Annotated in this window: 27 protein-coding genes and 1 pseudogene; 16 read left to right on the forward strand and 12 right to left on the reverse strand. The window is 67.1% G+C overall.

Annotated features, from left to right (window positions below; all coding sequences use genetic code 11):
* From Psi02_RS24390 to Psi02_RS24405, 4 genes and pseudogenes are all read left to right on the forward strand, one after another.
* Positions 1-470: pseudogene (locus Psi02_RS24390) on the forward strand (hypothetical protein); the annotation flags it as partial.
* Between the two features lie 232 nt (positions 471-702).
* Complete coding sequence (locus Psi02_RS24395) at positions 703-1,089, forward strand: VOC family protein (protein ID WP_203977979.1); 387 nt, start codon at positions 703-705, stop codon at positions 1,087-1,089.
* Between the two features lie 53 nt (positions 1,090-1,142).
* Positions 1,143-1,484 carry a YciI family protein gene (locus Psi02_RS24400; protein WP_239095114.1) on the forward strand — a complete coding sequence of 114 codons (342 nt, stop codon included), beginning with the start codon at positions 1,143-1,145 and terminating at the stop codon, positions 1,482-1,484.
* A gap of 5 nt (positions 1,485-1,489) precedes the next feature.
* A complete protein-coding gene (locus Psi02_RS24405) occupies positions 1,490-2,695 on the forward strand; it encodes an RNA polymerase sigma factor (protein WP_203978122.1) in 1,206 nt (401 codons plus the stop codon).
* A 39-nt stretch (positions 2,696-2,734) separates the two neighbouring features.
* On the opposite strand, the gene Psi02_RS24410 is transcribed toward Psi02_RS24405, so the two are convergent.
* Complete coding sequence (locus Psi02_RS24410; protein ID WP_203977980.1) at positions 2,735-3,049, reverse strand: sulfurtransferase TusA family protein; 315 nt, start codon at positions 3,047-3,049, stop codon at positions 2,735-2,737.
* A gap of 39 nt (positions 3,050-3,088) precedes the next feature.
* On the opposite strand from Psi02_RS24410, the gene Psi02_RS24415 reads away from it, so the two are divergent.
* Together Psi02_RS24415 and Psi02_RS24420 are read left to right on the forward strand one after the other, a co-directional pair.
* Complete coding sequence (locus Psi02_RS24415; RefSeq protein WP_203977981.1) at positions 3,089-3,778, forward strand: class I SAM-dependent methyltransferase; 690 nt, start codon at positions 3,089-3,091, stop codon at positions 3,776-3,778.
* A gap of 151 nt (positions 3,779-3,929) precedes the next feature.
* Positions 3,930-4,118, forward strand: a complete 189-nt coding sequence (locus Psi02_RS24420; RefSeq protein WP_203977982.1) for a hypothetical protein — start codon at positions 3,930-3,932, stop codon at positions 4,116-4,118.
* 83 nt (positions 4,119-4,201) lie between these two features.
* On the opposite strand, the gene Psi02_RS24425 is transcribed toward Psi02_RS24420, so the two are convergent.
* Positions 4,202-4,987, reverse strand: a complete 786-nt coding sequence (locus Psi02_RS24425) for a sulfite exporter TauE/SafE family protein (RefSeq protein WP_239095115.1) — start codon at positions 4,985-4,987, stop codon at positions 4,202-4,204.
* 579 nt (positions 4,988-5,566) lie between these two features.
* On the opposite strand from Psi02_RS24425, the gene Psi02_RS24430 reads away from it, so the two are divergent.
* The gene (locus Psi02_RS24430; RefSeq protein WP_203977983.1) at positions 5,567-6,226 is read left to right on the forward strand and encodes a hypothetical protein; all 660 of its coding nucleotides are present in this window, start codon (positions 5,567-5,569) and stop codon (positions 6,224-6,226) included.
* A gap of 673 nt (positions 6,227-6,899) precedes the next feature.
* Here Psi02_RS24430 and Psi02_RS24435 read toward each other — a convergent pair.
* Positions 6,900-7,379, reverse strand: a complete 480-nt coding sequence (locus tag Psi02_RS24435) for a hypothetical protein (protein WP_203977984.1) — start codon at positions 7,377-7,379, stop codon at positions 6,900-6,902.
* Positions 7,380-8,028: 649 nt separating this feature from the next.
* Between Psi02_RS24435 and bla the strand changes: the two genes are divergently transcribed.
* Complete coding sequence (bla, locus tag Psi02_RS24440; protein WP_203977985.1) at positions 8,029-9,000, forward strand: class A beta-lactamase; 972 nt, start codon at positions 8,029-8,031, stop codon at positions 8,998-9,000.
* Between the two features lie 673 nt (positions 9,001-9,673).
* On the forward strand, positions 9,674-10,375 hold the full coding sequence (locus Psi02_RS24445) for an SDR family oxidoreductase (RefSeq protein WP_203977986.1): 702 nt from the start codon (positions 9,674-9,676) through the stop codon (positions 10,373-10,375).
* 336 nt (positions 10,376-10,711) lie between these two features.
* Here the strand turns inward: Psi02_RS24445 and Psi02_RS24450 are convergent, their stop codons facing one another.
* Positions 10,712-11,914: a hypothetical protein gene (locus Psi02_RS24450; protein ID WP_203977987.1), complete on the reverse strand. Its 1,203-nt coding sequence runs from the start codon at positions 11,912-11,914 to the stop codon at positions 10,712-10,714.
* The gene (locus tag Psi02_RS24455) at positions 11,907-12,464 is read right to left on the reverse strand and encodes an RNA polymerase sigma factor (protein ID WP_203977988.1); all 558 of its coding nucleotides are present in this window, start codon (positions 12,462-12,464) and stop codon (positions 11,907-11,909) included. Before Psi02_RS24455 ends, Psi02_RS24450 begins: the two co-directional genes overlap by 8 nt.
* Before the next feature lie 220 nt (positions 12,465-12,684).
* On the opposite strand from Psi02_RS24455, the gene Psi02_RS24460 reads away from it, so the two are divergent.
* Positions 12,685-13,263 carry a DUF1707 SHOCT-like domain-containing protein gene (locus Psi02_RS24460; RefSeq protein ID WP_203977989.1) on the forward strand — a complete coding sequence of 193 codons (579 nt, stop codon included), beginning with the start codon at positions 12,685-12,687 and terminating at the stop codon, positions 13,261-13,263.
* Between the two features lie 332 nt (positions 13,264-13,595).
* Here Psi02_RS24460 and Psi02_RS24465 read toward each other — a convergent pair whose 3' ends face one another.
* Complete coding sequence (locus Psi02_RS24465) at positions 13,596-14,234, reverse strand: DUF5994 family protein (protein ID WP_308442264.1); 639 nt, start codon at positions 14,232-14,234, stop codon at positions 13,596-13,598.
* Between the two features lie 101 nt (positions 14,235-14,335).
* Here Psi02_RS24465 and Psi02_RS24470 point away from each other — a divergent pair, with 101 nt between their 5' ends.
* On the forward strand, positions 14,336-14,557 hold the full coding sequence (locus tag Psi02_RS24470; RefSeq protein WP_203977991.1) for a hypothetical protein: 222 nt from the start codon (positions 14,336-14,338) through the stop codon (positions 14,555-14,557).
* Between the two features lie 20 nt (positions 14,558-14,577).
* Here the strand turns inward: Psi02_RS24470 and Psi02_RS24475 are convergent, their stop codons facing one another.
* Positions 14,578-15,000, reverse strand: a complete 423-nt coding sequence (locus Psi02_RS24475; protein ID WP_203977992.1) for an STAS domain-containing protein — start codon at positions 14,998-15,000, stop codon at positions 14,578-14,580.
* Between the two features lie 439 nt (positions 15,001-15,439).
* Between Psi02_RS24475 and Psi02_RS24480 the strand changes: the two genes are divergently transcribed.
* Complete coding sequence (locus tag Psi02_RS24480) at positions 15,440-15,691, forward strand: hypothetical protein (RefSeq protein WP_203977993.1); 252 nt, start codon at positions 15,440-15,442, stop codon at positions 15,689-15,691.
* Positions 15,692-15,802: 111 nt separating this feature from the next.
* Positions 15,803-16,288 (forward strand): RDD family protein, encoded by a 486-nt coding sequence (locus Psi02_RS24485; protein ID WP_203977994.1) that lies wholly within the window; start codon positions 15,803-15,805, stop codon positions 16,286-16,288.
* A gap of 128 nt (positions 16,289-16,416) precedes the next feature.
* On the opposite strand, the gene Psi02_RS24490 is transcribed toward Psi02_RS24485, so the two are convergent.
* Positions 16,417-16,917 carry a GNAT family N-acetyltransferase gene (locus tag Psi02_RS24490; RefSeq protein ID WP_203977995.1) on the reverse strand — a complete coding sequence of 167 codons (501 nt, stop codon included), beginning with the start codon at positions 16,915-16,917 and terminating at the stop codon, positions 16,417-16,419.
* Between the two features lie 84 nt (positions 16,918-17,001).
* Positions 17,002-17,916 carry an SDR family oxidoreductase gene (locus Psi02_RS24495; protein ID WP_203977996.1) on the reverse strand — a complete coding sequence of 305 codons (915 nt, stop codon included), beginning with the start codon at positions 17,914-17,916 and terminating at the stop codon, positions 17,002-17,004.
* 75 nt (positions 17,917-17,991) lie between these two features.
* Here Psi02_RS24495 and Psi02_RS24500 point away from each other — a divergent pair, with 75 nt between their 5' ends.
* Positions 17,992-18,969: a leucine-rich repeat domain-containing protein gene (locus Psi02_RS24500; protein ID WP_239095116.1), complete on the forward strand. Its 978-nt coding sequence runs from the start codon at positions 17,992-17,994 to the stop codon at positions 18,967-18,969.
* A 116-nt stretch (positions 18,970-19,085) separates the two neighbouring features.
* Here the strand turns inward: Psi02_RS24500 and Psi02_RS24505 are convergent, their stop codons facing one another.
* On the reverse strand, positions 19,086-19,628 hold the full coding sequence (locus Psi02_RS24505) for a GNAT family N-acetyltransferase (RefSeq protein WP_203977997.1): 543 nt from the start codon (positions 19,626-19,628) through the stop codon (positions 19,086-19,088).
* A 117-nt stretch (positions 19,629-19,745) separates the two neighbouring features.
* Entirely contained in the window at positions 19,746-20,861 is a 1,116-nt protein-coding gene (locus tag Psi02_RS24510) for an epoxide hydrolase family protein (RefSeq protein ID WP_203977998.1), read from the reverse strand.
* 63 nt (positions 20,862-20,924) lie between these two features.
* On the opposite strand from Psi02_RS24510, the gene Psi02_RS24515 reads away from it, so the two are divergent.
* Positions 20,925-21,920 carry a helix-turn-helix transcriptional regulator gene (locus Psi02_RS24515; protein ID WP_203977999.1) on the forward strand — a complete coding sequence of 332 codons (996 nt, stop codon included), beginning with the start codon at positions 20,925-20,927 and terminating at the stop codon, positions 21,918-21,920.
* Between the two features lie 27 nt (positions 21,921-21,947).
* Here the strand turns inward: Psi02_RS24515 and Psi02_RS24520 are convergent, their stop codons facing one another.
* Positions 21,948-23,114 (reverse strand): acyltransferase family protein, encoded by a 1,167-nt coding sequence (locus Psi02_RS24520; RefSeq protein WP_203978000.1) that lies wholly within the window; start codon positions 23,112-23,114, stop codon positions 21,948-21,950.
* A gap of 270 nt (positions 23,115-23,384) precedes the next feature.
* Here Psi02_RS24520 and Psi02_RS24525 point away from each other — a divergent pair, with 270 nt between their 5' ends.
* A complete protein-coding gene (locus Psi02_RS24525) occupies positions 23,385-25,946 on the forward strand; it encodes a hypothetical protein (RefSeq protein ID WP_203978001.1) in 2,562 nt (853 codons plus the stop codon).
* Positions 25,947-25,983: the final 37 nt, after the last annotated feature.

Genomic DNA, 25,983 nt, shown 5'->3' on the forward strand with positions numbered 1-25,983 from the left:
AGGCCGACAAGGCTCTCTCCCGAGGGGCCGACATCCTCGCCAGGCTTCCGATCCCAGAGAACTCAGACCACCACTTCGTGTTCGACCACGCCAAGTGGATCTTCTACGCCGCCACCGCATACACATGGCTCGAAGACAACGACCGCGCCGAAGAACACGCCCTGGACACCATCCGGATCCACACCCGTCCAGACGGAACGTCCAATGCCCCCATGAGAGTTGCCGACGCGCACATTGATCTCGGCATTGTCCACGCCCGACGCGGCGACCTGGATGCCGCTGTGAAGCAAGGCATGAGCGCCTTCGACATCGAACGAAAGTCGCTCACTGACCTAGTGAATCGAGCCGGAGACCTCGATCGCGTCCTACGCCAGCGTTATCGCAGGGAAGTCCTTGCCGAGGAGTTCCACGATCGCTATCTCACGGCTCGGCGGGCGCTCGCAAGCCGCCAGCATGACCTCTGGGATTAGGGCACCGAACCAGATCACGGGCACCTCTGGGGAACGGGAGGAGCCACTGAAGCTTCCTACAGGTTCGGCCAATTCCTAGGAGCTGTCGTATCGGGCGGACTCCCAATCGTCTCTTGGGAAACGAGAGAGGCAAGGTCTGCCAGCAAACACCTGGAGCCACGTATCTGAGCGGTGCCGGTGAACAGGGGACTGTTCTGCAGATCAGGAAACGGAGTAGCTCGTGAACCCAACGATGAACACGATCGACATCGTCGTGTCCGACATGGACGCGGCGATCGCTTTCTACGCCCGCCTTGGGCTCGATTTCAAGATCGACCCCCACTCGCCCGAACACGCCGCCTGCGATCTGCCGGATGGGTTTCACGTGATGCTGGATACCGAGGCCTTCCGCACGCCCTTCCTGCCGGGCTGGACCCGTCCGACCGGCGGTCCGGGCAACCTGCTCTGCTTCGAGTTTCCTGCACCGGCCGAAGTCGATGCCAAGTACGCCGAGTTGGTCGAGGCCGGCTATCGGGGGCTCGCCGAGCCGTTCGATGCGTTCTGGGGCATGCGGTACGCCACTGTGCTGGATCCGGACGGCAACGGCATTGACCTGTATGCGGCTCTGCCGTCCACGTGACACGACCCACCCATCAGACCCAGGCTGGGCAAGACACAAGGAGGACAGCGAACGTGAAGTACGTGCTGATGTTCGTCGAGACCGAGCAGTTCGCCAAGGAACTGCAGGCCATGGGTGAGCTGGAGCGGGACGCGGCGTTCGAGGCTGTGGGCCGCTGGTTCGCCGAGCACGCCGACAAGATCACCCACCACACTCACCTGGCTCCAGTGCACACGGCCACCACGATGCGGCTCCAGGGCGACAGCGAACCCGTCATCACGGACGGGCCGTTCGTGGAGGGCAAGGAGGTGGTCAGCGGATTCGCCGAGATCGAGGTCGCCGATCTCGATGAAGCCCTGAAGATCGCCAGGTCCTGGCCGGCTTGCCCTGTGATGGAGATCCGCCCCGCCTCGTGAGCCAGATGGTGAACGAGCCAGTGTCGCACGAAGTGCTGGCCCGCGTGGTGCGCGAGCACGCGGGCCGGCTGGCCGCATCCCTGGTCTCGCTGCTGGGCGACTTCTCCGCCGCCGAGGACCTGGTCCAGGACGCGATCGAGGCGGCCTTGCAGCGGTGGCCGGTCGAGGGCGTCCCGGACCTGCCGGACGCGTGGCTGTTCACAGTGGCCCGCCGCCGCGGCTTGGACGTATTGCGCCGGGAATCCAACTACCGCGCCAAGTTGGCCCAGCTGCAATGGCCAGTGCCGCCCAGACCGGATGAGCGACTCCGGCTGATCTTCACCTGCTGCCATCCAGCGCTGTCGCGGTCGGCGCAAATCGCTTTGACACTTCGGGTGGTGTGCGGGCTGAGCACTGCACAGATCGCCGCCGGATTCGTGGTGCCGGAGACCACGGTGGCGCAGCGAATCACCCGAGCCAAAAAGAAGATCGCCGAAGCCGGAATTCCCTACCGGGTACCAACTCCTGAGGACCTGCCCGGGCGATTGAGGGAGGTACTGGCCGTCATCTACCTGCTGTTCAACGAGGGCTATCTGTCCAGCACGGCAGAGCGCGCCCAAGCCCGGGACCTAGTCGATGATGCCGAATGGCTGGCCGCGCTGCTGGCGGGCCTGGCTCCCGATGAGCCGGAGGTGATCGGCCTGCTGGCGCTCATCCGGTTGCACCGGGCGCGCGGAGCAGCCCGTTTCGACACGGGCGGACGTCTGGTTCTTCTGCCCGATCAGGACCGCTCTTTGTGGGATCACGAAGCCATCCAGGCGGCTTCCGCTCTGCTCGTGCGTGCGGCGCGCAGACACCATCGGCCTGGCCCGTATCAGGTGCAGGCGGCGATCGTGGCTTGTCACGCCGAGGCGCAGCGTTGGGAGGACACCGATTGGGCTCAGATCGTCGTGCTCTACGACATGCTGCTGTACCTGGCGCCCTCCCCGGTCACGAGGTTGCACCGCGCGATCGCTCTGCAATACGTGAAGGGACCGGAAGCCGCTATGAACGAGCTGAAGGATCTTGCGGACGCGTTGAAGCATTATCCGCTTTTGCATGCCACTCACGCCGAGCTGCTGCGCGCTCTGGGACGGCCGCAGGAGGCATGGGAGGCGGACGAACGCGCGTTGAAGTTGACCGCCAATCCCGCGCAGCAGGCGCTGCTGGAGGAACGGCTCAGTTGGCCATGACCCACGGCGTTAGTCGCTGAACCCTCCTGCATCCGGAGTTCAGGTGTTGTGGAGGTGCCAGGGCGCGTGCGCGTGCGTTGCCCGGGGGTTGGAGCGGACCTGCACGGCGTAGGTGGGCCGCGCGCTTGTGGGATGCGGGCCGAGGTAGGTGTGGCCGGTCAGGTGGCACCAGGCGGGCAGGTCGATCGGGGCTGCCGGGTCGCTGGTGATCAGGTGAACGACGGTGCCCGGTTCCAGGCCGTCGACCAGGCGGCGTAGCTCGATCAACAGCTGGACGCAGCGGCGATCGCCGCCGTCGAGCACGATCGGCTCCCGGCCGTAGCTGCGGCTTTCTGGCTCCTCGGGTGTCAGCATGTTCCTCCAGAGATCCGTGGAACTAGTGTAGAAAGCGCGATGGACGAGGCAACGAGCAGGCCAGCGGCCGGGCAGTACGGCGACCTGGCGGCGGCTCAGCGTGAGCATTGGCAGCGCACCTACGCCGCCCACCCCGACATGTACGGCGACCAGCCATCGGCCCCGGCCGTGTACTCCGTCGAGGCGTTCGCCGCCACCGGGGCAAGGTCAGTCCTGGAGTTGGGCGCCGGCCACGGTCGAGACGCTCTGTACTTCGCCCGGTGCGGCTTTGCCGTGCAGGCCACCGACTTCAGCCAGCACGCTCTGGAGGAGCTACGCCGTACCGCCGAGCACGCCTGCCTGGGGGACCGGGTAGCCACTACGGTGCATGACGTGCGCGAGGCGCTCTCGCTGCTCGACGAGTCGGTGGATGCGGTCTACGCGCACATGCTGTTGTGCATGGCACTGTCGACAGCGCAGATTCACGCTCTGGTCGGCGAGGTGCGCCGGGTACTGCGCCCAGGCGGGACCTTCGTCTATACCGTGCGCCACACGGGAGACGCTCACTACGGTGCCGGCACCGCCCACGGCGACGGCATCTTCGAACATGGCGTTTTCGCGGTGCACTTCTTCGACCGCCCGCTGGTCGATGCACTGGCCCACGATTGGAGCACCCCGCAGATCCACCCGTTCGAGGAGGGCGAACTACCCCGCCGCCTATGGCGCGTCACCCAACACCGCCCGAGCTGACCGCTGCCTGCATTACGCCCGATCGCGACTGGCGATCTATAGTTCACATGTTCGAGAATGAAGTGTGCGCCGCTACCACCAACCGGCCGAAGTCGAGGTCGACGAGGACTCCCAGCCTGTGAGATTCACTGCTTGGGGCCGCACCTATGCGGTGGCTGAGGAGGTTGGGTCGTACTGGGAGGAGCTCCTGCCGTGGTGGACGACCGAGAACCTTGGCAAGGAACTGGAGAAGCTCACCGTCAGGCACTTCCTGGTACGGGCTAACGGCCCGCAACGCTCCGCAGTGGTGGAGTTGGTGCAGCGCGCCGGTACGTGGTTCGTCGAAGGTGTCGAGGACTAGCAGCCGGAGGCCCGGCGAGCACCCGCGCAGGCCATCGTGACGGCGGGGCTGGTAGAGCTGGCGTACGCCCTCTGATCGCGCCCTTACCCGCCGAGAGCTTGCGCGGCATAGACCACCGCGAGCGCGACAGCGAGGGTTCCAAGCAACAACCGGAGACCTGTCTCCGGAAGCCGGGGCTGCAACCGGGCGCCAACGTACCCTCCGACAAGGCCGCCCAGTCCGCACAGCAGACCCAGACCCCAATCAGGGGCAATGTGGTCACTCGACATGAGCGAGGCGAGCGCATACGTGACTGCTCCCACGATCGAGGTCAAGAAGGTCGAGGCGAGTGCAGCGGGAGCCACTTTGGACACGGGCATGCCGCGCCCGACAAGGATCGGTCCCAGGATCGAGCCGCCGCCGATCCCATAGATTCCCCCGACGATTCCCACCGCCAGCGCCAGTACGGTGATCGCGCGGCGGGAGAGTTCGCCGGCATGTCGATATAGGCGTGATCGGAAAGTACGGACCCACAGCCAAAGGCCCAACGGCAGCAGGAGGCATGCCACTATCAGCCGGAATTCCTTCGGTCCAGGTACGGCGAAGATCCGTATAAGTGCGCCGATAACGACACCGGGCAGCGTCCCAACCACGAGCTGTCGTGTCAGAGGGCCGAAGGCATGACCGTTCTGTCGATAGCGCATCAGCGCGCCTGGCCCTGCCACGACGTTGAACAGAAGGTTGGTAGGTGTGACCGCTGGACTCGGGACACCTAGAACGCTGAACTGCACGGGTAGCAGGAATACGGCACCAAACACACCGACCGGCGCCGTGAATACGGCGATCAGCAATCCAGCCAGGAAGCCGATCAGGCCCGACGACCAAGTCATCGAGCCTCCGCGAAAGTCACCCGACCAGCTTGCCGCAGCCACCGTACGGGCGATCCCCCGCGAGCCGAACGCCGCAGCACCACCGCTGGACCAGTAATCCGAGCAAGCCCAATGCCAGCCAAAGCAGTGGCGGGACCTTGCCGAATTGTGCTTATAGGGATCAAGGGCGGCGCTAAGCGCCGCCTCGCGGCCCTACGCCCGCTCGCCGGCCGGGCATGCGGCCTGGGGGCCGGTCCCGGCCGGCGGCAGCTCGGGCCACCCGCCGCATGCATGCACCCCTCGCCATGCTGTGCAGCGCTTCGAGCCCAACGTCATAAGGCTCGGGGACATCCCTACACTCCCGTCATGACGCGCACCACACCCCCTCCGCCCGTCGACCTCCCGACACTCTTCCCCTGGCTGACCGCTTACGCGCGCACGACCGTACGGCTCCACCCACGACCAGGAACGCCCGGAGCCCAAGACAGCCACATCGGCGGCCCACTCTTATGGCCGGCGGGCGAAGCCTGGCCCACGTGTGGCGAACCCATCATCAACGACGGCAACCTCGAACCATGGCGCCCGGCCTCTCCGATACCCATGATCGGGGTCGCCCAGTTCTTCGCCAGAGACATCCCCGAAATCCCCTACCCCGACAACACCGATCTCCTTCAAGTGCTCTGGTGCCCCGCTAAGCACCAACAAGAAGACCTCTGGGGCCCCGTGGTCCGCCTCATCTGGCGACGAACAGCGGACCTGGCCACAGTGCCCACCGAAACCCACGGACCAGGCTTCACCGCGCCGTACCCATCTTCAGTGAGCCTGGCCGACGACGACTATCTCCCGCGCCCCTGCGTCCTGCATCCCGAACGGGTCACCGAATACCCCGACTGCGAAGAGCTCCCCGAGGACCTCCAATCGGCCCTCAACGAATGGGACCGGGCCAACTCGGATTATCAATACCTGCTCTCCATCGCACCGGGCTGCAAGATCGGCGGATGGGAAACCTGGCACCTAACCGACATGTATGAGCTTCCATGCACGACCTGCGGAACCGAAACCGAGCCCCTCCTGCAACTCGACACCACCGAATGGGACGGTGGCAGCGGTCCGCGATGGCAGCCCCTCGAAGACCGCGACCATGCTCCTGTTGATTGGGAGGACGAGCCCACCTCCCTCGTCCTTGGTCGATGGGGAAGACTCACCGTCTTCCTGTGCCCCGTGTCCGCCGAACACGGCTTCCGCATGGCCATGCAATGACTGAAACTCCAACCCCATACGCCTCCGGCGGGGCACTCCGGCTCCGGGGTGATCGCCAAGGGCATGCTCATCGCCACTCGGCCGTAGATGGCTGAGGTAGGGCCTGATCACCCCGCCCGCCATCGACCCGGGACAAGCCGAGCAGACCAAGGCCACCGGGTCCAGGTCGTTCGTCCGTAGGGCGCTCCACCTGGTCCCGGTGGCCTTGGCCCGCTTCCCCTTCGGGCGGGTCGACAGCATACGGAGTGATCAGGCAGGAGAGGAATCTGCGGGCCGCACGAGATGCTCCCGGCTGATGCCAAAGCAAGCGATCACTCGCGACCCGTCAGGAGAGAGAAAGAGCTGAAAGTGATACCCGCCGCCGACGCTCCTCGCGTAGCCGACAAGAACACGATCAAGGGCACAGGTTTCGAGCCGAACGACAGCCTCCTTGAAACCGATGGAGGGAGTGTTCAGACGCCGACTCCGCCGTTCGCGCCGCCGATAGGTGAAAACGCACCTATCCGTACGGACTGGGTCCGGCCAGACCTCGAAATCTCCCCCAGATAGAAGAGCGTGGCGACACGCGACGCCGGCGTCCCCGACATAGTCATCCAGGAGTGCGACGAGAGTATCCCGGTCCATGCTGGCCACCTCGAAATTCCGACCGTCTAGCTCCTTGAGCGGTGCTGCCTCAATCCCAGTAGTTGAACAGCAACTCGCCAAGGTTTGCGGGCTTCCAGAAGCCGATCTCGTTCCGTTCCGCCGTGTCAAGGTCTGACGTATCGATCAAGCCGATTGGGGTCTCCAGTTCGTCCCTGGTCAGGAGCCGGAAGGCCCCCGAAGCCCTCAACGCTTCCTCAAGGTCATCACAGCCGTCGATGAAGACCACGCCCCCTGTCGGCACCTCGGCGATCGCAATGAACGGTAAGTGCATGTGACCGAGCACCCCGACAGTCAACTCTCCGCACTTCATCACAGCTGTATGGAAGCTTGGCGTGACGCCGGGTGGCGCGATCTCCAGAACTCTGGCGCCCACGAGCCGAGCGGCCTCGTAGCAGACTGAGGCGAAGCCTCGCGTATCCGTCAGCGGCAGCGGCTCCGTCCCGCGATCTCGGAACCCCGTCGCACCTCGAGGCAGGCGCGTCACGTCGGAACCTCTCTCAATCGCCATCGCCACTCCCGGTCGGCTGCTCCGGACGGTCTCAGCCTAGAGACCAGGTGCCTCGAGGCAGAGCACTCGATGGTGTGAAAGATCATCGTGCAATTAGCGTGCAATTAGACAGGGCGACGAGGGGTCAATCACGGTCACTCATGACAGCCCTGACACCCTGCTCAGGCGCCTCACGGGCCGTGATCCATACGCTTCCCAAGCTGACAGCGCAGGTTCGATTCCCGTCACCCTTCTCTGATCGCGAATGCCCAGGTCAGAGAATATTTCTTGATCCAGGCCTTGCGCGGGACGATGGCAGATGGGATGCGAGGTGGGCGGAGGCGTCCGCCACGCGCATAACGCCGGACACGCGGTGACAGATACCGAGTGAGGCCACTAGTGAAATGTGTCGTAAGCCGCCCGAGCATTCGGCCTATGGCCGCCGGCGACGTACCACCAGGACGACAACGACTACGACCAGCAACAAGCCCACGAGAGCCAGGAGTTCGAACCAGCCCAACCCAATCACGCGCACCCCTTGCAGCCGAGATCAGTAGCCTTACAGTGTGCACGTGGACGGGCTAGGTCAAGGTCTTTCGCACCGCTAACCGAGACCCTCCACTTGTTGGGATTGGCGGCCAAGTCGAGGAAGCATCCGGTATTGCGTGTAATGAAAGACCCATCACGGTTTCGGACCGCGCTCGGCGCCACTGGGCTCGCCCTGTCCGCCCTCATCGGCCTGGCCGGCTGCGGCGAGACCGCGGTCACCAAGACCACGGCCACGCAGAGCGCCACAGCACGAATTCCCAAGCCGGCGACGTCCACGGCCCCGGCCCCGGCGGAGGTCGACCGGCAGCTCCGCCGCCTCGAACAACAGAACCACGGACGCATCGGCGCGTACGCGATCGACACGGGGACGGGACGGGCCCTGAGCCACCGGGCCGGCGAGTTGTTCCCGACGTTGTCGACATTCAAGGCGATGGTCTCCGCGGCGGTGCTGCGGAAGGCGCGGCAGTCCGATCCCGGACTGATGGACCGGGTCGTCCACTACACCGGCGACGACCTCGTGGACTACTCGCCCATCACCGAGAAACACGTGGACACCGGCATGACCGTGGCCGAACTGTGCGACGCGGCGATCACCGTGAGCGACAACACCGCGGGCAACCTGCTGCTCAAGCAGATCGGTGGACCGGCTGGGCTCACCGCGTTCTACCGCTCACTCGGCGACTCGGTGAGCCGGCTCGACCGCTGGGAGACCGAGCTCAACGAATGGAAGCCCGGTCAGAAACGCGACACCACGGCCCCGTCCGCCTATGCCCGCGACCTGTTGGCGCTCACCCTGGGCAACGCGCTCGAGCCCGCCGATCGGACCCGCCTGATCGGCTGGATGGACGATGCCACGACCGGGGACGCGCGCATCCGGGCCGGGCTGCCCAAGGACTGGACCGTCGGCGACAAGACCGGGACCGGCCCGACCTACGGCACCACGAACGACATCGCGGTCGTCCGGCCACCGTCCGGCGCACCGGTGGTCATGGTGATCCTCACCAACCGCCGGGCCGCGGACGGCGCCGGTGACGACAAGATCGTCGCCAAGACCGCCGCCATCCTCGCCCGCGGGCTCGGCAGGACCGATTAGGACGCGACCGGATGGTCGGAGCGCCGGGCCTGCGGAAGCGACCAAAGGGGCTGATCGCGCTTGCATACGTTCCGGCAGGCCGGCTCAGCGATTTGCGGGATTCCGGAAGGATTCTGAGGCGAGTCACGATCGCCATGAACGGCTACGGTCTATGCCGCCGAAGCACAGTGAACGCATGGCGGTCCAGGACCGCCCTCGCGTCAGCCCGTCGTCGGGCGTCGGAGTGGAGCAGGGCCATTAAGACGGCCACGACGTACGTCACGACCAAGCAGCAGATAAATGCACACGTCAGCCATGGGATAGCAGCAATCAGGGCAGTAAGGAACGCAGGCACGACAGGACCGCCAATCCGATAACGGCACTTGTCGCTGAAACCTGTAATGCGTCGGTGGAGAAATCACGCCACCGGCGCAAAGCAGATGCTCAGCGCGGATTGTCACGATTACGCGGGCCTTTAGTGATCGTCAAGGCCTCGCGTGACGGATATCGTGGAACATCAGCCGGTCGAGGCGAAGACGAGCCCGTGATGCTTCGACCGTCCTTCCGACGCCGGCGTCTCGACGGGGGGAACGCGGGCAGGCTGTACGAGCTCAGCCGCCGTCACAGGTACCCGATGTCTGTATCGCGTGCCGATCAGTGGCAGGTATCTTCCCTCGGATTCTGGAGGCTGTTGATGACCGATTCTCCTGTCGCTCTCATCACTGGAGGTGGAAGCGGAATCGGGGCGGCCACGGCCCGGCAGTTGTTGGACCGCGGATACCGGGTGACTGTCACCGGTCGTGGCGAGGAGCGCCTGCGCGAATTCGCCAGGGAGCTGGATGAGCCGGCGGATCTGCTGACATTGGCCGGAGACGCGGCCGACTTCGAGGCGGTCCAGGCGGCTGTGGAGTCCACACTCCAGCGGTTTGGCCAATTGAACGTCGTGGTGGCCAATGCCGGTTTCGCCTCCTTCGACAATGTCGACGATGGCGATCCCGCGGTGTGGCGCGACATGGTGCTGACCAATGTGCTGGGGCCCGCTTTGCTGATCAGGGCCGCCCTGTCCGCTCTGAAGCAGACACGTGGACGGATCGTGCTGGTGGGAAGTGTCGCGGGCGTCGTCTACAGTCCGGGCAACATCTATGGCGCGACCAAGTGGGCGGTGATCGGCTTGGCGGAGAACACCAGGCGCATGGTGACCGGCGACGGCGTCGGAGTGACCCTCGTCAACCCCGGTGCCACGGAGACGAACTTCTTCGACGCCGCCGGCGGTGCGCCCGATCGCGCCATGCTCACCTCTGAGCAACTCGCCGCCTCCATCGTTTGGGCCATAACGCAGCCATCGGGCGTCGACGTCAACACCATGACCATCCGTCCCATCCCCTCTCCACTGTGAGCGCCATTCAGGCGAGCAGGACCCCGATAGCAATCTTCCGCTGGGCATGACGGTGGCAGGCAATTTCCGTGAGCCGACTCCTGAAGCCACCGCGAGATCGGTTGAGGAACACATCTGCGCCGACTGCGTGATCCGGGTAAAGCAGCTCAGAGAGTTCATGGACCCGCCCGCTCCCCAATTCGACACATGGCAGACCGACAACCCTTGACGGCCTTGTGGCCGCCTCGTCGCCCACGCCCCCGTGGTGTGGGCGGACGAGAGCGACGAGGCACTGGACGGTTCGCCTTCGGCCTGGAGACCGTCCTGGACGGCCTGGCCGATGGACCGACCGAAGAGTCAGCTGAACGGTAGTTCGGCCTGGGGCTTCGGCTTGGCGTCGGTCCATCCCGCCGAGCGGTAGGCGATGTAATTGATGACGAACCCGGGCTTCATCTCCGAGTACGGGCCGCCGGGCTTGGTCAGCTCCTCCTGTACGGACAGCACCGCTCCGGTGCGCTCATCGAAGACGATCACGGCTCGTGAGCGGTAGGTCCCCCGCTCGGCCTTCGGCCCGCCGTACTCACCGGTGACCGTCGTGGCGCGGTCGTCGGAGGCCAGGGCGACGCCCTCGCGATCCAGCGGGTCGGAGTCGCGGCCGATCGCGTGGATGCCCGGCTGGTCGGCCAGTGCCCGCATCAGGCCCGCCCGCACCTTCGGCGGGACCGGGTCCATCGCCAGGGCTCCCGCCATCGAAATCTTGACGCTGGGCGGGAGCCGCAACCCCTCGCGCCTCCCCGCGCTCCTCCCACTCGGGTCCACCCTCTTCGCGAGCGCCTCGTCGCTCAGGAACCTCTCGGCGAGCTTGGCGGGATCGGCCGGCAGGTTCTGCAGGTCCTTGACCGACATCCCGGGGGCGCCCACGAATCCTCCGCCGCCGCCGCGGGGGTCCGTACCCCTCTCCGGGCCATCCATCTGCCACTTCTGCGCCCTGGCGGTGTAGGTGTAGTAGTGGTCGCCGGACCAGACGCGAAAGCTCGATGGCGACCCGTCCTTGCGCCACAGTGCCGCGTCCTGCGCGGTCAACGGGTGGGCCGGGAGATCGCGGCCGTAGTGCCCCTCGCCCATGCCGGACTTGGCACCCCACCAGCTGAACATCTCGCTGTGCGCACCGGTGATCGCGTAGGTCCCGGTCTTCGGGCGCATGATGTAGGACTGGCCATCGATCTGATCGATGTACCAGTACTTGCCGATCGGCTGCTGTTCCGCCTTCTCGGCCGCCGCGAGGATCGCCCCCCTGGCGTCCAGGTTCACCGTGCCGGGTTGCGCGACCGCTTTCCCGCCGCCGGGCGTGTTCCCTCCGACGACCGTGTTTCCCCCGACGAGCGTAATCGCCGCGGTCGCCGCCGCGGCCGCCGCGAGCACGCCGCCCAGTCCCCACCGCAGCCGGGACGGTGAGCGGCGCGGCGGCTCGTTCAGCAGTGCCTTCGCCTGGGCGATCTCCCGGGCGGTGGGCGGGGCGGGCTCGGGATAGGAGTCCCGGACCATCCGCACTTCATCCATGCTGTTCCTCCAAAGTGAGCATCGGATTGGTCCCGCCCAGCGCCTTGCGCAGCGTGGTTCGGGCACGATTCAGCCGGGAGCCGACCGTGCCGTAGGAGATCCCCAGTGCCGCCGCGACCTCGTCGTGGCTGAAGTCGGCCAGGGCCACGAGCAGCAGCACGTCGCGTTGTCCACGTGGCAGCGCCGCGATCGCCCAGGCGAGTTCGCCTCGCAGGCCCTCGGCGCTGACCCGCGAATCGACCCGGTCGGTGTGCTCCTCGAAGTTGCGGCCCGGGCCGAGGCGGGCGCCTGCCCGCAGCGCGCGCGTTTCGGCCCGCTGGTGTCTGCCGATCACCTTGGTGGCGATGCCGTACAGCCAGGTGCGCACGTTCGCGCGTTCCGGGTCGTAGCGTCCGCGTTGCCGAAACGCCTCCAGGAACGTCTGCGCCGCGATGTCGGCGGCGGCGTCCGGTCCGAGCCGCTTGGCCGCGTATCGGTGGATCTCGGCGAAGTAGACGTCGAAGACCTCGTCGAAACGCTCGGCCGGGCGGGGCGGGGAGTCCCCTGTCATGTGATGCCTTTCCATGACGCGGATGGCGGTCACATGGGTATCACCCGCAACCCGCTTCTGCTTTCCGCCGTCGACGTGAAGGTGCTCCGATACGGGGCGCCGGCCGTCGACTTCTACGAGCCAGGCGGCGGCGAGGCCACACGAGAGATCGTTCGCACGTTCATCAATCTGATGAAGCCGGCGTCTCCGAATTTCAATTCCGAGCGTCTAGAGTCGTGGCGTGAGCGGAGAGTTCGTGCCGCACCCCCCAGAGCTGCGGATGTCCGACGCTGATCGTGAGCGGGTCACCGAAAGGCTGCATGTGGCCTTCGGCGAGGGCCGGCTCACTCAGGAGGAGTTCGAGCAGCGGTTGAACGGGGTGCTCTCAGCGCGTGTGTTCAGCCAGATCGAGCCGCTCGTCGCGGACCTTCCCGGGACGGCGCCACCGGCCCCGGAGCTGAGCCAGTTGCGCACCACGGCGGCCAGCCTGAAGAGGCGCGGCCCTTGGGTGGTGGCCAGGCGAATCCAGGTGACGGCCAAGGCCGGGTCGGTGAAGCTCGACTTCACCGAAGCCCTCATCGCCCACCGGGTGGTGGAGGTCGAGCTCGATGTGCTCGCCGGCTCCACGACGCTCGTGCTGCCGCGCGGCGCCTCTGTCGACATCGAGAACGTCGAGTTCATCGCGGGTAACTCCCATGTACGCAGCGTCCCCACCCTTCCGGTTCCGGGGGACGGCCTGCATTTCGTCGTGCGCGGCAAGCAGCGCGGCGGCGGGCTGACGGTACGGCACCAGCGTCGCCTGTGGGGATGGCACTGGTGACCGGTGCGCGTGACGTGGCGTCCCGCCGCGGATCGCGGTCGGCCACCCCGTCGGCGAGATCGCCGGTAGACACGCATGGCCGCGGCGAAACCTGGTACAAAACGGGCAATGACGGTGGCGCCTGCCTCCGCCTGTGACGAGCGCCATAGCCACCAGTCCAGAGCGCCCGGCGGAGACGACGGGCCAGCCAGTACGCCGACGATCACGTCTCTCCGGCCTGGGCGCCCTGCGGAGCCGCTCCGGGAAGGTCCCGTCCCGGTGGACCGCGGCCCCTCAGGACAATCAAAGCCCGCATGGATCATCGGGGAAACCGGCACTGTCAGAAGAGCCGATCACCTCAGATGATGGTGGTGATCACTGGGCGGTTCTCCGAGATGCCTCACCCGGCGCCGGACCGGCCGCCCTCGTTGTCCCAGGCATGCTGCTCCTCCGTCGTGACCCCCACCGGGAGGTACGGCGTTCGCGTCACCGGTGGCCTCGGCGAATATCGCCCTCGCCGATTCCGGCGCGGTCTCCGGCGCGATGACCCGCAGGGTGATCGTGTCCCTGCCCCTCATGGTCAGGCTGACCAGCCGGCGGTCCATGGAGCGGAACCATCCGACCCGCACGGCCCGGCCAGGGGCGGGAATGCGATGCGGAATGGCGTCCCAGGCGTCCACGTGCAGGCCCACCCGGAGGGTCGTCTCCCCGGTTCTGCGGTCGACGGCCGCGATGAGGCCCGGGAGTTCGGCCGTCGCGTCCGTCGACCGCGGCCACCATGCCCCGTCCACGGCCCGCATACGGCCATGGACGGGTTCCAGGCTCAGCCGTGCAGCACGCGCTTGAGGCGGGTTTCCTGAACGAACACGAGCGAGAGGATCTGTGGAAGGCGAGGGAATCTGCGTCAGCGACATGATCGGCCGACCTGTCTCAGCCTTGGTCGGGGCTGCGGTCGTGAACGCCGCGGACGGTGCCGACGCGACTGCCGGCATTCGAAATGTCCTCGGTGGCTTCAGCCTACTCTTCGACGGTCTCCGCCCCGATCCACATGGGCGTAAGGTCAAGTTGAGGCAAGCACACCAGGAGGTGCGCGATGAGCCGTACGAGGAACACCAGGCCGTCCAGGTTGCAGGAGCAGGACGACCACCAGCACACGCACGACGTCGAGGACTCCCATGGTGGTGTCGGCAAGGACGCCACCCTGCAGGAACACCAGGCCCGGCAGCGGGTGCGGCAGTCTCTCGCACATGGCGACGAGCCCGAGCCGACGCGCCACCGGCACGAGGCCAGAGACGCCAGAGACGCCGACCACTGATCCACCGGCCCGGTGAGCGCTCAGGAGGCGCAGCGCACCCAGGTCGCCGTCCCCGCGCGCTTTCCGGGCTGCCCAACTGAGACGTTCTCGTACAGCGTGAAGCCGCGGTCGAGGCCGGTGAGGCGCAGCAGTTCGGCCTCATGGGGGCGGAGTGCGGCCAGGCCCATGGTGATGCCCATCGCCCTGGCGCGTCGTTGGATGCCGACCAGGACGGCCATCCCGGAGGAATCGCGGAACGACACCCGGGACAGGTCGCAGATGAGCAGGCTCGTACTGCGTCGCATGGTGCGGAGGAGGCGCTCGCGCAGAGCAGGACTGGTGGAGATGTCGATCTCCCCGTCCAGCTCGACGATGGTGGCGACATGAGCTTTGCTCAGAGGCCCCCGGGAGTCGGCGACCCCGGGGACGGGTGATGCGATGCGGAAGATGTGCGTCGGCGCCATAATCGACTGACCTGTCTCGGCCCCATGAGAGAAACCGAAGTTGTTTTTTCGCCTCGGGCGACGCCGACCCGGATGCCAACGCACGAAATTTCCGCGGTGCCGCCTAATCTACCCCCTTCAGACACCTGAGCGCCTCCGTCGCAGATGGCAGCCCCCTTCCGGCGACCTTTCCAGAGACAGCCAGAGTTACTTTTGGGACATAACACGCCCTAATAAATAATGTTTTATCCGGACGAATCGTTATCGTCGTTATGAGTAACGCGGCGACCGGCCCGAAATTCAGCGGCCCGCCGGGTAGCCACGGGAGTCGGCGGCCCACAGAGCCTCATTCGGTAAAGGCAGGGCATCCTCCTGCCGGGTGATCGGTGTCGCGCATCCCACTGGGGTACGTTCACCGTGATATCCGGTAATCCACGCAATCACGACATGGACGGGAACCATGGCCAACAGCGAGCCCACGTGCGAGCTTCACCTCCGGATGGCCGGTCAACCCCATGACGTGACTTTGCGACTGCACGGTGACGAGCCGACCGAAGACGACGTCGCGGCGTGGATGAAAGAGGGTTCGGTGATCCGGCTCCACGTCTCCGAGACCGGAACCCGCGCCCCGCACACCATGCTGGTGAACTTCGCCAGTGTCGCGTTCGCGTGGCTCGTGCCGTACAAGGAAGGCAGAGGCATAGATCTCTGAACCGGAGCGGACCCCAGGGCAACTGGGCACTTCACTGGCCCCGCAGGCGGTGGGTGTTCGGTCCCGCGCTCAGGACCGGTCAATCTGTGATCTTTACGGCACACTTGCTACGTGACCGAGATTTCCTCCCAATTCGTCAAGCAGGGGGCGGGTTTCCTCCGTCGCCTCACGGCCGGCCTCATCGACGCGGTCGTCCTCTCATTGCTCGCGGTCGTCCTCACCGCCTTCGTCGGGGACTCCGTGCTGGCCGCCGACGACTCCTCGACGATGAATCCCTGGGGGACCAATCCGAGCATTTGGGCTCTCGTCGCCGCCCAGACTCTCCTCGGTGTCCTGTACCTCGGTCTTACACATGCACGCTGGGGGCAGACGCTCGGAAAGCGAGCATTGAAGATCAGGGTCGTATCGCTCTCCACCGGCCGGGCGCCGGCGCTGCACCACGCCCTGATCCGTGCGGTCTTCTTCCTTGGGGCGCCGCTCGTCCCTTTCGCAGGCTGGGCGATCACCCTCATCGACGCGACGTGTTTCGGCTTCGACGGCCGCCGGCAGTGTCTTCACGACAAGCTCGTACAAACGGTCGTGATTGTGAAGGCCTGACGAGAGGGACGGCCCGGCTCCGCGCTCGGGCGAGCGGTCCGGAGCTCACTTCCTGAAGAACCGCTCGAGCGGCGGATGCTGTAGATGGTTCCAAGGAGGGGCGCCACCCGTGACGGTGAGCCCCGGTGTCACCCGCCGGCGTGGTCTTCGTCCTGCACCGATTCGTCCGGCACCGATTCGTCGAGCACCAACATGATGTGCTCGTTCTCTCCGTGCGTCACCGTGCCGGCGCGCCGGAAGCCGCATCTCTCCAGCAGCCGGACGGAACCGGCGTTCCCTCCGAAGGGGTCGGCGTACAGGGGGCGAGCCTTCTCCCGCCGCAGGAAGAGCGTCAGCGCCTTGGTGCCGACGCCCCTGCCCCAGAACTCTCGGCCGAACACGTACCCGATGAATCGCCTGTCCTGTTCCCACCAGGCCACGACATTGCCGGCCGGTGCGCCGTCCACGGTCACCGTCTGCACGAAGACCGTGGGGTCCCCGAGGACCCTCGTGGCCCAGTGGCTCATGAAGGCCCCCCGTTCCCGGGGAGTGAACTTCGACCGCCTGACCGTCTCCGGGTCGTGCTCGTGCTCGTGGAACAGGCTCAGGTCGGCCTCTTCGACATCCCTCAGCCGCACGTCGTCACTCATGCTGAGCGAGTCTGGCAGCGGGCACCGACAGTTCCGCCCGCCCGGTCCGAGCTCACCTGGATGCCGGCCACGACCCCACCCGGCTCAGCGATAGCCGGTGACGTCGGCGGGTCGGCCCGCGTCCTGCATCTCCACCATGTACCGCCAGGCGTCGGGCCGGCTGCCGTCGACATCGGTGAAGCCGTAGACCTGGGCGAGCCCGCCGCTCGACAGGGACTGCCCGTTCCAGCGGGCGACCTCGGGATCGGCGGCGAGCGCCGCCACCGCGCGGCCGACGTACGTCGGGGTCTCCGAGATGGCGAAGTGCGGTTGCGCCGCCAGCGCGTCACGCCAGTTCGCCTCGGTGACACGGAAGATGTCCAGCATCATCTCCGAGCGCATCCATCCCGGGGTGAGCGACACGGCCGTCCCGCCGTGCGGGGCCAGTTCCTTGGCCTGGGCGAACGCCATGCGGTTCACCGAGGTCTTGGCCAGGTCGTAGAAGAACGAGATCCGGTAGTTCTCGGCGTTGTACTGCGCGGTGCCGTCGGTCATCTCGACGACCAGGCCGCCCGGGTTCCTGATCAGCAGAGGCAGGGCGTAGTGGCTGGTGATGATGTGGGTGTCGATCGCCAGCCGGAGGATTCGCAGGCCCTTGTCCAGCGAGTGCTCCCACAGCCTCTGATCCCAGCTGAACAGCGACTCCCCACCCCAGATGTCGTTGACCAGCACGTCGAGGCGGCCCTGCTCGGAGTCGACGCGCTCGACCAGCGCCCTCACCTGGTCGGCCTCCAGATGGTCGACCCGCACGGCGATTCCCTCGCCGCCGGCCGCGGCGACCATCTCGGCCGTCTCCTCGATCGTCTCCGGTCGATCGATCTCCGAGCGCCGCTCCCGCGTGCTGCGCCCGGTCACGTAGACGGTGGCTCCCTCGGCGCCCAGCGCAACCGCCACGGCACGGCCGGCGCCGCGCGTCGCCCCGGCGACCAACGCGATCTTTCCGCTCAACGTTCCGCTCATGTCGCCGATGCTCGCATCCGGGTGCGACAGAACCTCCCGGCCTTCATGGAACCGCATCGGCTAGGCTGCGTTCCCGTGGCCGAACTCCCTGGCCTGCCGGACACGGCCTTACGTCACGCCGATGGTGCGGTGGTCGCCCTGATCGCCTCTGACGCCGGTGTTCACGAGTTACCCGAGTCGATCGCCACCCTGACGACGCTCCGCCACATCGACCTGGACGGGAACGCGCTGACCCGTCTACCGGCCTCCATCGCGGAGTTACCCGACCTGCGAACCCTGCTGCTCTACGGCAACCGGCTGACGGAAGTCCCCCCGGAACTCGGGCGCATGGCGTCGCTCCGCAGCCTGAGTCTCGGCCGCAACAGACTGACCGCGCTGCCTGGCACGATCTGGAACCTCACGGGCCTGCGCTCACTCAATCTCGCGGAGAACGAGATCACCGAGATTCCGGACGCCCTGGCCGGCCTCGCCGAGCTGTCGATGCTGGATCTCGGGCACAACCGGCTCGGACGCGTGCCGGACGCGATCGGCGAGCTGCCCCGGCTCACCGGGTACCTCTATCTCAGCGACAACGGCCTGACCGCGGTTCCCGCGTCGCTGGGACGGCTGAACCGGCTCGACTACCTCAACCTCACCGACAACCGCATCGGCTCGCTGCCGCCGTCCATCGGCGACATGGCGGCGCTGCGCGAACTCCGCCTGTACAACAACCGGCTCACCGCACTGCCTGACACGTTCGGCGGGCTCTCGCGGCTACGGGAGCTCCACCTGAAGGGCAACCGGCTCACCACACTGCCCGACTCCATCGGCGACCTGGGCGAGCTACGCCATCTCGAACTTCGCGACAACCCGCTCGAAAGGCTGCCGGAGTCGATCGGACGGCTGAGGCGGCTCACTCATCTCGACCTGCGTGCCACGCGCCTGACCGAGCTGCCGGAGGGCCTGGGATCCCTGCCCGCCCTGGAGAAACTCGATCTGCGGTGGACGAAGCTGCGCCGGGTGCCCGACTGGATCGACTCCCTCCGGCACCGCGGGTGTGCGGTGCTCATGTAGCGACGGCCTGCCGTACGCGTCTGTGTTCTCCATGAACGGCAGCGTGGCCGTACGCGCTGACAGACCCAGCACCGTCGGCTGACAGCGCCGGCACCGGGCTAACGGGCCGGCGCGCCTCAGAGCGCGAGCGCCATCAGGATCTCGTCGCGGTCGTCTCCCGGCGCGAGCCGTAGGGCGCCGGGCCACCGGCCGATCTCCTTCCAGCCCAGCCCGCCGTAGAAGTGCTCGAGCCCGACGCCGCCCCGCGCGGCGAGTCGGAGCTGTTCGAGGCCCATCTCGTCGCGTGCCACGTCTTCGAGGCGGTTCATGAGCGCGGCGCCGATCCCCCGGCGGCGGTAAGCGGTGTGCGTCTGCAGGTGGTGGACCGTCCCCCAGTGCGCGATCAAGGGGTTGGCGTCCCTGCGGACGTTGACCCACCCGGCGAGCACTCCGTCGACGGTGGCGAGCAGCAGCCGGCTGCCGCGCGGGTCGAGGCCGGAGATGATCTGGTCGGCCACCGCCGCGACCTCGTCGAACGTGACAGGGGGAAACGGGAAACCGGCCGCCCCTCCCGCGTTGGTCACCCCGACCCAGCAGTCGACCAGTTCGCGCCTGACCTCGGGCGGCATCTCGGTCTCACCGGTCATCTGCGAGAACACCGCAACCCCGTTGTTCGTCATGGCCGTCACCCTCTCAGAGGGCCCACCGGGAGGCCGGCGGGGGGGGTCCGGCCCCTCATCTCCTCTCGCGGGGGACGGCTGCTGACCCGCCCCCGCCGTCTCTTCCGTGGCGACGGGTCAGCGCAGTCCGCCGTAGAAGGTGCGCAGGTCGTCGACGAGCACGTCAGGCACGATGTGCGCGGCGTAGTGGCCGCCCCGGTCATACGACTTCCAGTGCACGATGTTCTGGTGGTCGCGCTCGGCGAACGTCCGCATGGAGACGAAGTCTCCGCCGAACATCGCCAGGCCGGTGGGGACGGTGGTCGGCCCTTGCGGGTGCTCGGCGTGCGCGTCCTCGTAGTAGAAGCGGGTGGCCGACGTCGCGGTGCCGGTCAGCCAGTAGAGCATCGTGTTGGTCAGCACGAAGTCGGCGTCGATGTCGACGGTGTCGCCGAAGAGCTGGGCGTTCCAGCCCAGGAGCCCGACCGGCGAATCGAAGATCCCGTACGACAGCGTCTGCGGCTGCTGCGAGTGCAGGGTGTTGAACGACATCTTGTTGTCGTAGAACCACTGCAGCACTTCCAGCGCCTTCTGGTCCTCCGGCGTGATCTTCTCGAACTCGGCCGGATCGCCCGACGGGAACGAGAAGAGCTGGGTGACGTGCACTCCGACGACGTGCTCGGGATCGAATCGCCCGACCTCGGGCGAGACGAACGAGCCGCCGTCGTTGCCGACGGCGCCGTAGCGGTCGTAGCCCAGCCGCCGCATCAGTTCCGCCCACGCCTTGGCGGTGCGGTACCGGTTCCACCCCTTCTCCTTGGTCGGACCGGAGAAGCCGAAGCCGGGCAGTGACGGGATCACCACGTGGAACGCCTGCGCCGGGTCCTCGGGGTCGGTGAGGGGCTCGATGACCTTCAGGTACTCCACGATCGAGCCCGGCCAGCCGTGCGTGAGGATCAGCGGCAGGGCGTTCTCGTGCCGCGAGCGGACGTGCAGGAAGTGGATGTTCTGCCCGTCGATCTCGGTGGTGAACTGCGGATACCGGTTGATCTCGGCCTCGTGGGCGCGCCAGTCGTACCCGTTGCGCCAGTGCTCGGCGAGCTCGCGGACGTACGTCACTGGAACGCCGTAGTCCCAGCCGGCGCCCGGGATCTCGTCGGGCCACAGGGTGCGGTCGAGCCTGCTGTTCAGGTCGTCGAGCCGAGCCTGCGGAATGTCGATGCGGAAGGGCTTGATCGCGGTGTTCTCGCTCATGAAAATCACGCTACGGACCCTTCCGGTCAGCTTCTGTCCTGAAGTCCTGGCAGTCTTGAGCACATGTTGGAGACCTCGGCGCGGCTGCTGCGCCTGCTGTCGTTGTTGCAGGCCAGACGGGACTGGCCGGGCGCGGCCCTCGCGGAGCGGCTGAACGTGAGTGAGCGGACCGTGCGCCGCGACGTCGAGCGACTGCGCGACCTCGGATATCCGGTGCACGCGACCAGGGGCACCGACGGCGGCTACCGCCTGGGCGCCGGCACCGCCATGCCGCCCCTCCTCCTCGACGACGACGAGGCGGTGGCCGTGGCGGTCGGGCTGCGCACGTGCGCCGGCGGCGGCGTCGCCGGCATCGAGGAGACCTCGGTGCGCGCCCTCGCCAAGCTGGAACAGGTGCTGCCTTCCCGGCTGCGTTACCGGGTCAACGCACTGCAGACGTACACCGAGCCCGTGCCCGCCGACCGTCCCGGCCCGGTGGTCGACCCGGCCGTGCTGACCGCGCTCGCCGCGGCCTGCCGCGACCAGGAGCGGCTGCGGTTCGACTACCGCAGCCATGACGGTTCGACGGGCGTCCGGACCGTCGAACCGTACCGGCTCGTGTCGTGGGGGCGCCGCTGGTACCTCGTCGCGTGGGACGTCGAGCGCCAGGATTGGCGCACCTTCCGGGCCGACCGCGTCGAACCGCGCACGCCCACCGGTCCGCGTTTCCCGCCGCGCGATCCGCCTGAGGGCGGTGCTGCCACGTACGTCGCCAAGGGGGTCTCGGCGGCGGCCTGGCGTCACCGGTCCCGAGTCGTCGTCCACGCGCCCGCCGAGGTCGTGACCGAGCGCATCAACCCCGCCGTCGGCGTGGTCGAGGCCCTGGACGGTCGCACCTGTGTGCTGCACACCGGCGCGGACAGCCTGAACACGATCGCCGTGTGCCTCGGCCTGCTCGACCTGGACTTCGAGGTCACCGAGCCCCCGGAACTCGTCGACCACATGCGCCGACTCACGGCGCGCTACGCCCGTTCCACCGCCGCGGACGACGGGTCGCCGGCGCCGGCGTCCACCGCGTGATCCGCTCGGCATGAGCTCACGCCGCGTTCAGTTCCCGGACGTCAGCGCGTACGGCGTCTCCTGATCACGAGGCGGTTCCTGCGCGGGCGGCCGGGACAGCCGTCTGCCGAGGCGCTGAGCGGGAGCCTCGATGAACCGGTGGGTCAGGTAGCCGAGCGGCAGCAGGATGAGGAAGAACACCGGCAGATTCGGGCTCACCCGCAGCAGAAGCGGGTGCAGCAGATACAGGGAGAAGCTGATCACCCCGACGTGGGCGAGCCATCGCGGGAACCGCCTGCGCCGCAGCGCGAACACCGCCGCGAAGAAACCGGCGGCAAGCAGAATCGCGGGCGCCCATCCGGGGTCGTCCTTGGCGAAGACTCCGCAGGCCAGGACCGTCAGCACCGCGGCGACGGCCGTACGTGGGCGGATCGTGCCCTGCTCGGCCCGGTACACGGCCGTGCCGGCGAACATCATGCCCAGGATGATCAGGCCCTGCCCCGCCCCGATCCGGCTACCGAAGATCACCAGCGCCAGACCGAGGAGGCCGCCCGCCACCGCGGCGACCGTACGCGTCCTGCCGCCCGCCCGCACCGACACGATGACGGCCGCGACGGCCGCGACGCCGAAGAGCGCGGCGACCAGGTCGGCACGGCCGCCGATGGTCGGGCCGGGAAGCAGGAATCCGAGAGGTACGGCCAGCAGCGCCAGGCCGATCGCGATCGGGGCCGAACGATGGGACTGCCGCACCGAGAACAGCCCGACCGTCAGCAGGTAGAACGCCATCTCGTAGGAGAGCGTCCACATCACGTCGATGACGGGGGTCACGCCGAGCAGTTCCTGCAGCATCGTCAGGTTGCCCAGCGCGACCAGCGGCAACGGTCGCGTGCTCAGACCGGGATAAAGGGTGAACAGACCCAGGTACGCGAGAATCAACGCCAGGCACATCGCGGTGAGCAGCAGCGGGAGGAGGCGGAAGGCCCTGCCGATCCAGAAGGCCCGCAGGTCACCGCGCCGCTCCAGGGATGCGGGGATGATGTAGCCGCTGACCAGGAAGAAGACGAAGACGCCCCAGGTGCCCACGTCGATCCGGCCGTCCACGTGAGCCCAGATGCCGGGTGCGAAGGTCCAGGCCGAATGGTGCAACGCGACGGCCAGCGCGGCGGGTCCACGCAGGGCGTCCAGCCAGGCCAGCCGGGAAGGTGTCGGGGCCACCCGTCCGACTTTAGGCGATGGACGTCAATCTTCAGGCGATGGTGGTCGGTCACAGAAGAGACCGTCAGGCGAGTTCGGCACCTCGCCACCGATCGAAATCCTGTACGGCGTCACGGCAGAGTGCGGGGCTTTCCGACTCCGAGGGTGTTATCGGGCTGTGAGCTTCCCGGTCATGAAAACGGAGAAGATCGCCATTAATGTGTGCAGCGATTAGCTCCTGTGACACATGAGACATTCCAGGAGCAAGGCTGACACAGGAGATCCCCGCCGATGCCCCTTGCCTGGAATCCGCTTCGACGTGCCGCGCTGGCCGCGCTGACCGGGACGGCGGTGATGGCCTCGGTGCTGTCCGTCCCCGGTGACGGCTGGGCCGCCGGCCGTATGACACCGGTCTCCGCGGCGGCCGGAGTCGTCGCCCCCGCGGACGCGCCCGGGACCAGGAAGACCGTGAAACTCGCCACGGGTGAGCGGCTGGACGTGATCCCCCGCTCCGGGTCGAAAGTCCAGATCGCTCCGGCGCAGGGCACGAGCGTCAACCGATACGCGTACGCGTCCACGGGCGGCACATTGACGGTGCAGCCGCTGGACCGATCCCGGCCTCTGCAAGCCACGAAGATCGCCACAGGCGTCAGGAGGCCGGTGGCCAAGGCCGCCGCGGCCGCCGCGGCGACCTACCCGGTGAAGTTCGACATCACGAGCAAGGACTGGGTCTATGGCAAGTCCATCTACATCTGGAACAGCAAGACCTGGGTCTACTACCCCGTAAAGGACGAATACGGGACCCCGAGAGCGACCGCGAGCCTGCCGGCCGGTGACTACTTCAGCGTGGTCCTCTACGGAGCGTGGGACGAACCGAGCTACATCCTCGTCAAGTCCTTCAAGGTGACCACCGCCGGTCTGACGGTCCGGTTCCAGGAGAGCACGGCCAAGGAGACGGCCATCCAGGTCGACGACCCCACCGCCCGCCGGTACACCTCGGCCGTGTGGCTGACGTTGCCGAACGGCGACATCGCGGGTTTCGCCGGAGGCGGGTCCGCGAACCTCTACGTGACCCCCTTCTCCCATGCCGGCGTGCGTCTCCGCTTGGGCGACGTTCTGGTGAAGCAGGGCACGTCGGCGTCCATGGCCACTCCGTACATCTACAACCTGTACCGCGAGTATGCGGGAACCGTTCCCAGCTCGCCGGTGACCCACGTGCGATCGAGCTCGCTCGCGAAGACCCTCACCTGGGTGCGTTCTCAGGGCAACGGCAGCATCGGGTCACTCGACTCCGCACCGATCACCAGCGACTGGACCCTCCCCTCCCTCATGGCCCCGGTGAAGACGGGCAGGTCCGTCACCCAGTACTTCACCCCCAGAGTGACTTTCCTCCGCGACCTGATCTACGGCCAGAGCTACAACCACCGCCTGGAGCTCCCGATGCTGACGGCGCCTGCGGGCACCGTACCCGGAGAGACACTGGGCGTCGCGCCGTTCGCGCCGCGCCGGATCCCGCACGGCAGCTCTCAGCGCACCGCGACGAAGATGTACGTGTACGAGCCGTACGCGTTCACCGACGCCAGGGGCAACACCGGATTCGACTCCAGGGCGAAGGTGGCCTACCGCCTGACCTCGAACGGACGGACCATCGCCGCTGCCGACAACCTGACCTCATATGACGGACTGACGGCCGACGTGACCGCGGACCGAGCGGAATACGAACTCGATCACACCGTCACCCGGACGGTTCCCTACTCCCGGCTCTCCACCCGGATCGAGAGCGAGTGGAAGTTCAGCTCCGCCACCCACTACGCGGGCTACGAGGATCTCCCCCTCGTCGACGTCGACTTCACCCTGTCGGGAATCAACGCGAGCAACACCGCGACGTCCTCCACGCCTGTCCGCGTCACCGCGGCGGCCGCCACACGAACCCTCCTCGCGGCGACGGACACCGTCACCGGACTGGAGTACTCGACGGACGACGGCGCCCACTGGACGGCGCTGCCGGTGTCCGGCTCGAAGGCGAGCGTCTCGGCCGAGATCAAGGTTCCGTCGACCGCCTCCTTCGTCTCCCTGCGCGCCTCGGCCAAGGACGACAACGGCACGAGCCTCAGGCGCACCGTCATCCGGGCGTTCGCCGGCCCGAAGCAGCAGGGCGACCGGACGGTCGGCAAGACGAAGATCACCAATGTGACGGTCAACGGCGGCAAGCCCATCCGGTTCGACGCCTCGGGAAGCAGCACGATCAAGGCCCGGTTCACCGCCACCGACCCGTCCGGGATCATCGACGGCGACCTGTACCTCTACCACGGCTCCTACAACACGCCTGACGGCGTGGTGATGGACGGAAACCCCGCCACCTGCACCAAGGCGTCCGTCTGGACCTCCGTCTGCGAGGTGACGTTCCTCATCGACGCGCGGGACGCCCTCGGCAGGAACGCGCTGGCCGGTCCGTGGAAGGTGGCCGCCTGGGCGAACGCGGCCGACAAGAAGAGCTACGCCGACCTGCATGCGGCGGCCACCGTTTCGATCGTGGGCCTGTCCAGGCTGACCGCCGACGCCACGCCGGAACCGGTCCGCAAGGGCAAGGCCCTCACGGTCACGGGCAAGCTCACGCGGGCGAACTGGCAGACCGGGACCTACACGGGGTACGCCGGCCAGTCGGTGAATCTGCAGTTCCGCAAGTCGGGAACCAGCGCATACGTGACCAAGAAGACGGTGAAGACCGACGCCTCGGGCAATCTGAGGACCACCATCACCGCCTCGGCGAACGGCTTCTGGCGCTACGTCTTCGCGGGCAGTTCGACGACGGTCGCGGTCACCAGCGCGGCCGACGGCGTCGTCGTGCACTGACCGCTCCATCGGCGACGACCGCCTCGTACGCAGGAGT

Source organism: Planotetraspora silvatica (assembly GCF_016863315.1).
Taxonomy (GTDB): Bacteria; Actinomycetota; Actinomycetes; order Streptosporangiales; family Streptosporangiaceae; genus Planotetraspora; species Planotetraspora silvatica.